We start from the raw sequence: 926 nt of genomic DNA on the forward strand, positions 1-926 counted from the left end.
ACGTCCAGCAGACGTTGCAGCTCGGTCAGGTCCCTCGCTCGTGGGCGTGCCCCCAGCCATCGTTCCAGGGTCTGCCACTCGCGTTCCTTCTTGCCATTGGTGCGAGGCCGGCCCGGGCTGGAGTTGACCATCGCGACCCCGATCCGGTGCAGGCGGGCCTCGAACTGCGTAAAGCCGCCGCCCTTGACCAGCCGGGCAGTGAACGCGGTGGAGTTGTCGCACTGCACGACCGCTGGCTTGCCGTAGCGGTTGATGCCCGTGACCAGGCACGCCCACGTGTCGGCTGCGTTCTCACTGCTTGCCGCCCGGGAGGCCATGATCGCGCGGGAGTGATCGTCCTGGAACCGCAGCACGACCGCCCTGCCTGCGGCCAGGTCGGTGACGTGACCGTCCAGCTGCCACACCCCGTTGGGTTTCATCGCCTCGAACCGGCGGTAGCTGGACCTGGGCCGTTTGGCCGGCGTCGGGGTGGTTCGCCCGTGGGCGGCCAGGATCTTGTGACAGGTCCGGGCCGAGGGCACCGCCACCCCGGCACCGAGCAGCCAGTCGTGGACCGACCGGGCTCCGGCATCCCAGCCCTGCTCCACGAGCCGGTCGTGCTCGTCCAGGACCGCCTGCATCACCTCCGCAGAGGTCGCCGTCGGGGACCGCCGCGGGCGACGTGACTGGGGTAGCAGTCCCTCGATCCCGTCCTTGGCCATCCGCCGCTGGTAGGCGTAGTACCGCTCCCGGGAGATGCCCAGCTCCTTGCACACCGCCGTCACCGTCGCACCACCGGTGTCCCGCAGCACCGCATGAGCGGCCGCCGCCAACCGCACTTCCATCGAGATCTCCCCGCCAGCCATGCGGCCACCATGGACCGCAAACCAGACCACTGTCAGGGATGTCCCTTCACACTCCTGTCAGGGATGTCCCTTCAAAAGACA

General features: G+C 68.9%; 1 protein-coding gene. It reads right to left on the reverse strand.

Annotated features, from left to right (window positions below; genetic code table 11):
* Positions 1-845, reverse strand: an 845-nt coding sequence (locus tag IEY30_RS21700) for a DDE-type integrase/transposase/recombinase (protein WP_188960188.1), incomplete at its 3' end; no start/stop codon positions are given.
* Between the last annotated feature and the right edge of the window lie 81 nt (positions 846-926).

It is taken from the genome of Terrabacter tumescens (assembly GCF_014646815.1).
Lineage (GTDB): Bacteria > Actinomycetota > Actinomycetes > Actinomycetales > Dermatophilaceae > Terrabacter > Terrabacter tumescens.